Genomic DNA, 5,449 nt, shown 5'->3' with positions numbered 1-5,449 from the left:
GCCGTACGTCATGAGAACAGGCCGGCCAGCCGGTCGAGGGATTTCTCGATGCCCGCCCTGTTCTTCCGGGGGAAGAGGCTGACGTCGATGAGCGGTGGAATGCGCGCGGTGGACCAGTCGAAGGTTTCGGTGACCTCTGTGCGCCCGTCGGGCAGCGGTGTCAGCCACCAGCGCCAGCGGTGCCCGAAGAAGTGCCGCCAGGCGATCAGCCGGTTCTCCTCGAACTCCACCACCGTGTTCGTGATGCGGTAGGGCGCGCCCATTTTCATGTCCATGCCGAACGTCGACCCGAGCGTCAGCCGTCTCGCGCCGCCGGGGCGCGCCGCTCGCACCGTTCCCGAACCGTCGATCACGGGATGCCGGGACGGGTCCGTAAGAAGATCGAAGATCTGTTCCGCGGTAGCGGGGATCGTCTTCGTCACCGCGACCTCGCGCGTTGCCATGCGTGCCATCCTTACGATCTCTGATCGCCGGCTTCTCCGTGCCGGCGGGCGGATGGTCTCCGGACGCGCTGGACGACCGGCCCGGCGGCGACAGGGATCAGCGGTCGCTGACGACTCTTCGTAACAATGGATGATCGCCAGCTGCTGGCGGTTGCCGAACGCCCGACCCGGCCCATGGTGTACGAAAATCGGCCGACCCGCCCGGGTTTGCGGAACGTCACCGGCGAGGTGCCCTATTTACGGGTTGTCCGTACGGGTGGGCTGCCCTCCCGCCAGAAGTCGATGACGAGTTTCTCGTCGCCGACGCCGATCATCGCGAGCTCGGTGACGTCGACCCTGAACAGGGCGAACGGCTCCGGCACGGGGATCTCCACCGCTGCCAGCCAGGCCGCCCGGTAGGCGTCGAGGCTTTCCTGATCGGTCACCGCGACGGCCCGGCCGGTGATTTTCGCGTCACCGTCGGCGACGTTCTTGTCCGTTGTCGCGTTGTGCAGGGCGCACCGCGGATCCCGCGACAGGTCGACCGCCTTGCGTGAGTCGGGCATCATGCCCAGCCACAGCTCGCCGAGGGCGAACAGCAGTTCGATACCGCTCACCCGGGGTGATCCGTCGCGCCGGAGAGTCGCGAGGATCGCCAGCCCGTATGCCTCGAACCGCCCCCGGACCGCCGCCGCCAGCAGCGGCGCCGCGGCCTCCAGCTCACTCCATTTCGCCATGCCGGCCATGCTTCCACCCACCACCGACAGTTCCACCCGGCCTGAGCGGTCAGGCGGCCGTGTCGTCGACACGTGTATCAGGAGGTTTGTCCCAGGCGGCTTCAGCCGCGCGGTCGGATTTTACCGATGACCTCATCGTCCTCAAGCTCGGAACTGAGCCGCAGTGCTTTGTCGAGGTCGATGCCAGGTCGTAGCCCGAGCGATCGGGCGGGCGTCCGGTAGGGCGGAGCATCCTGACGGCGGTTCGCCAGACCAGCACGTACAAGTGTGTTCAGCGCTTCTTCGAGCGACATTCCCTGTTCGCGGACCTCCTTCTGGAGGGCTGCCGCCACATCCGGATCGAGAGTCACCGTCGTCCGCACGAAAGCATCATGACAGCGGACGCCTGCTGTTGGGCATGGCGGCCTGGTCGGTGCTGGGAGGGCACCGACCAGGCCGGGCCGGATCGGGGATGTGGGGCGTGGGCCGGGGCGGGTCAGGACAGGGTGGCCACGCCGGGTGGGGTGAAGCGGCGGCCGGTGATCTTCTCGCTGATGCCGGTGCGGTCCAGGTAGGGGGTGATACCGCCGAGGTGGAACGGCCAGCCCGCGCCGAGCAGCAGGCACAGGTCGACATCGGCGGCCTCGGCGACCACGCCCTCGTCGAGCAGGGCGCGGATCTCCTCGGCGAGCGCGGCCAGGGACGCCTCCCGCACCTGCTCGCCGGTCAGCACCGGGGTGTCACCGCCGGCCGCGGACCTGATCAGCTCGGCGGCCTCGGGGTCCACCCGCTGGCCGTCGGGGCCCCACGTGTAGACGCTGGTCCTGCCGGCGGCCACCAGCCGGCCCAGGCCCTCGGTGCCGGGGAAGCGGTCCGGGTAGGCGGCGTGCAGGATCTCGGCGACGTGCAGGGCGACGGCGGGCCCGACCAGCCCGAGCAGCACCAGCGGTGACATGGGCAGGCCCAGCGGCTCGAGGGCCTGGTCGGCATCCTCCACCGGGGTGCCGTTGTCGATGGCGGCCAGCACCTCGCCCATGAACCGGGTGAGCAGGCGGTTGACGACGAACGCGGGCGTGTCCGTGGTGAGCACCGCGTTCTTCCGCAGCTTCTTCGCGACCGCGAGCGTTGTCGCGATCGCCGCGTCGTCGGTCTGCCGGCCCCGCACCGCCTCGACCAGCGGCATGATCGCCACCGGGTTGAAGAAGTGCAGCCCCGCGACCCGCTGCGGATGCGCCAGCACGGACGCCATGTCGCTGACCGACAGTGCCGAGGTGTTGGTCAGCAGCAGGGTCTCGGGGGAGACGACCGCCTCCAGTTCGGCGAACACCCGCTGCTTGACCGCGAGATCCTCGAAGACGGCCTCGATGACCAGGTCGGCGTCGGCGTAAACGTCCTTGGTCAGCGAGCCGGTCACGGCGCCGTGCAGCCGGGAGGCCTTGTCCGGGGAGATCCGCTTCCTGGTCAGCAGGTTGTCGATCTCCCGGTGGACGGTGGCGAGGCCGGCGTCGAGCCGGTCCTGGTCGATGTCGGTCAGCACCACCGGCACTTCCAGGCGCTGCGCGAACAGCAGCGCGAGCTGGCCGGCCATCAGCCCGGCGCCGACCACGCCGACCTTGGTCACCGGCCGGGCCAGGGCCGGGTCCGGCCCGCCGGCCGGGCGTTTCGCCCGCTTCTGCACCAGATCGAAGGCGTAGAGGCTGGCGGCCAGCTCCTCGCTGACGGCGAGGTCGGCCAGCGCCTCGGTCTCGGCCGCGTAGCCGGTGTCCCGGTCGGCGGTCTCGGCGAGCGCGATCAGGTCCAGCGCCAGGTAGGCGGCCGGGGCGGCGCCGTGCAGCTTGGCGTCGGCCAGCGCCCGGCCGCGGGCGACCGCGTCCGCCCAGACCGCGCCGCGCCGCACCGGCGCCCGCGCCGCGGCCGGGTCGATCTCGCCGCGGATGACCCGGGCGGCCCAGCGCAGCGCCTCCTCGAGGAAGTCCGCCGGCTCGAGCAGGACGTCGGCGAGGCCGAGGGCGAACGCCTGCGCGGCGCGCAGCATCCTGTTCTGGTTCAGCGGGTTCTCGATGGCGATGGTGACCGCGCGGTCCGCGCCGACGAGGTTGGGCAGCAGCTGGGTCCCGCCCCAGCCGGGCAGCAGGCCGAGGAAGACCTCCGGCAGCGCCAGCGCGGTGACGTCCGATGACAGCGCACGGTAGTCGCAGTGCAGCGCCACTTCCAGGCCGCCGCCCATGGCCGCGCCGTTGACCAGCGCGAACGTGGGGACCTTGCGGCCGCCGAAATGTCCCTCACCGATCCGTCGCAACGCCGCGTGGCCGAGTTCGCCGATCGCGTGGATGCCGGCCCGGGCCGCTTCCGGGTCGCGCAGCGACGACCGGAAGGCCAGGTCGGCGCCGACGCTGAAGATGAACGGCTTGCCGGTGACAGCAACCGCCGACACGGCCGGGGTGTGCGCCTCGATCTCGTCGGCGGCGGCGAGCAGGCTGCGCAGGCCGGCCGGCCCGAAGGTCGACGGGCGGGTGTGGTCCAGGCCGTTGTCCAGAGTGACCAGCGCGAGCGGCCCGGCCACACCCGGCAGGGCCACATAGCGGACGTGGGCCTGGGTCACCACCTCGCCGGGGAAGTCGAGGGCGGTGGCCGGTGTCCCGCTCATCGGGCTCCTCCTGTCCGTCCGGACGCCTGCGCGGCAGCGCTGGCAGCGCTCCTGCCGCTGGCGGCACTCCTGCCGTTGGCAGCGCCGGCGTCGCCGGTGAAGTGCGGGTTCTCCCAGATGGTGGTCGCGCCCATGCCGAAGCCCACGCACATGGCGGTCAGCCCGTAGCGGACGTCGGGACGGTCGGCGAACTGGCGCGCGAGCTGGGTCATCAGCCGGACGCCGCTGGAGGCCAGCGGGTGCCCCAGCGCGATCGCCCCGCCGAAGGGGTTCACCCGCGGGTCGTCGTCGGCGATCCCGAAGTGGTCGAGGAAGGCGAGCACCTGGACGGCGAACGCCTCGTTGAGCTCGAACAGCCCGATATCGTCGATGGACAGGCCGGTGCGGGCCAGCGCCTTCTCGGTGGAGGGGATCGGGCCGAGGCCCATCACATGCGGCTCGACACCGGCGAAACCGAACCCGGCCAGCCGCATCTTCGCAGTCAGCCCGAGTTCCTCGGCGACATCCCCGGCGGCGAGGATGCAGCCGGTGGCGCCGTCGTTGATGCCGGCGGCGTTGCCCGCGGTCACCCGGCCGTGCGGCCGGAACGGCGTCTTCAGGCCGGCCAGGCCCGCCAGGGTGGTGTCGGGGCGCGGCGGCTCGTCGGCGGTGACGAGCTCCCAGCCGCTGTCGGTGTGGCGGGCGGCGACCGGGACGAGGTCGGGCTGGATCAGCCCGTCGGCGTACGCCTTGGCGACCTTCCGCTGGGAGGCCAGCGCGTAGGCGTCCGTCCGCTCCTTGGTGATCGTCGGGTAGCGGTCGTGCACGTTCTCCGCGGTCTGGCCCATGACCAGCGCGGAGGTGTCGATGAGCTTCTCGGAGACGAAGCGCGGGTTGGGGTCGGCGCCCTCGCCCATGGGGTGGCGGCCCATGTGCTCGACGCCGCCTGCGATCGCGACGTCGTAGGCGCCGACGGCGATCGCGGACGCGGTGGTGGTGACGGCGGTGACCGCGCCGGCGCACATCCGGTCGATGGCGTAGCCGGGCACGGACTGCGGCAGCCCGGCCAGGATGCCCGCCACCCGGCCGATGGTCAGCCCCTGGTCGCCGGTCTGGGTGGTCGCGGCGATCGCCACGTCGTCGATCCGTTCCGCCGGCAGCGCCGGGTTGCGCCGCAGCAGCTCACGGATGACCTTGACGATCAGATCGTCCGCTCGTGTCTCGGAGTAGACCCCCTTGGCCTTGCCGAAGGGGGTTCGGACGCCGTCGACGAACACGACGTCGCGGACGGAGTCCCTGGCGGATTGGAACACTGTGCCTCCTGACCGGGGAGACCCGGCAGGTCGCTATCGAAACCGGTCCGGTCACGCCCGCGGAGCGCATGTGACGGACGGCGATCTACCGGGAGGACGGTACCGGTGCCGGCGTGACCGCCGACACGGTCAGCCTACGGCAGAAGGTTACCCATGGGTAACCCCATTCGGCCTCGATCCCGGTTCGACACCGACGCCGGCCGGGCGCCGGCCCCGCCCCGATGCCGGCCGGGGCCCGGCGCTGGCTCCGGCGCTGGCTCCGGCCCGGCCAGCGACAGCGACAGCCCGGCCCGGACGGCGGCGGCCCGGACGGCTATACGCTCCCGTCCGGGCCGTTCGTCGGTTCGGTGGCCGGCTCCGCCGCCGGCCTGG

General features: G+C 71.8%; 5 protein-coding genes. All 5 read right to left on the bottom strand.

Translation table 11 applies throughout. The features are described 5' to 3' along the window. Positions 1 to 8: 8 nt before the first annotated feature. The gene (locus AC5LUJ_RS07505) at positions 9 to 443 is read right to left on the bottom strand and encodes an SRPBCC family protein (RefSeq protein WP_250290836.1); all 435 of its coding nucleotides are present in this window, start codon (positions 441 to 443) and stop codon (positions 9 to 11) included. A 233-nt stretch (positions 444 to 676) separates the two neighbouring features. After that, positions 677 to 1,159, bottom strand: coding sequence for a pyridoxamine 5'-phosphate oxidase family protein (locus tag AC5LUJ_RS07500; RefSeq protein WP_250290837.1), 483 nt, complete (start codon positions 1,157 to 1,159; stop codon positions 677 to 679). Between the two features lie 101 nt (positions 1,160 to 1,260). Then, the gene (locus AC5LUJ_RS07495) at positions 1,261 to 1,521 is read right to left on the bottom strand and encodes a ribbon-helix-helix protein, CopG family (RefSeq protein WP_250290839.1); all 261 of its coding nucleotides are present in this window, start codon (positions 1,519 to 1,521) and stop codon (positions 1,261 to 1,263) included. A 113-nt stretch (positions 1,522 to 1,634) separates the two neighbouring features. After that, positions 1,635 to 3,785, bottom strand: coding sequence for a 3-hydroxyacyl-CoA dehydrogenase NAD-binding domain-containing protein (locus AC5LUJ_RS07490; protein ID WP_493464690.1), 2,151 nt, complete (start codon positions 3,783 to 3,785; stop codon positions 1,635 to 1,637). Beyond that, positions 3,782 to 5,077, bottom strand: a complete 1,296-nt coding sequence (locus AC5LUJ_RS07485) for a thiolase family protein (protein ID WP_250282133.1) — start codon at positions 5,075 to 5,077, stop codon at positions 3,782 to 3,784. Before AC5LUJ_RS07485 ends, AC5LUJ_RS07490 begins: the two co-directional genes overlap by 4 nt. Positions 5,078 to 5,449 lie beyond the last annotated feature (372 nt).

The organism is Protofrankia sp. CiP1_Cm_nod3, assembly GCF_982290655.1.
Note: the sequence above shows the minus strand (reverse complement) of the source record. Positions and strands in the feature narration are given on the sequence as shown.

Excerpts from the sequence above, each read along its gene's own strand:
- AC5LUJ_RS07505 (WP_250290836.1), bottom strand. The coding sequence starts at position 443 with ATGGCAACGCGCGAGGTCGCGGTGACGAAGACGATCCCCGCTACCGCG.
- AC5LUJ_RS07500 (WP_250290837.1), bottom strand. The coding sequence starts at position 1,159 with ATGGCGAAATGGAGTGAGCTGGAGGCCGCGGCGCCGCTGCTGGCGGCG.
- AC5LUJ_RS07490 (WP_493464690.1), bottom strand. The coding sequence starts at position 3,785 with ATGAGCGGGACACCGGCCACCGCCCTCGACTTCCCCGGCGAGGTGGTG.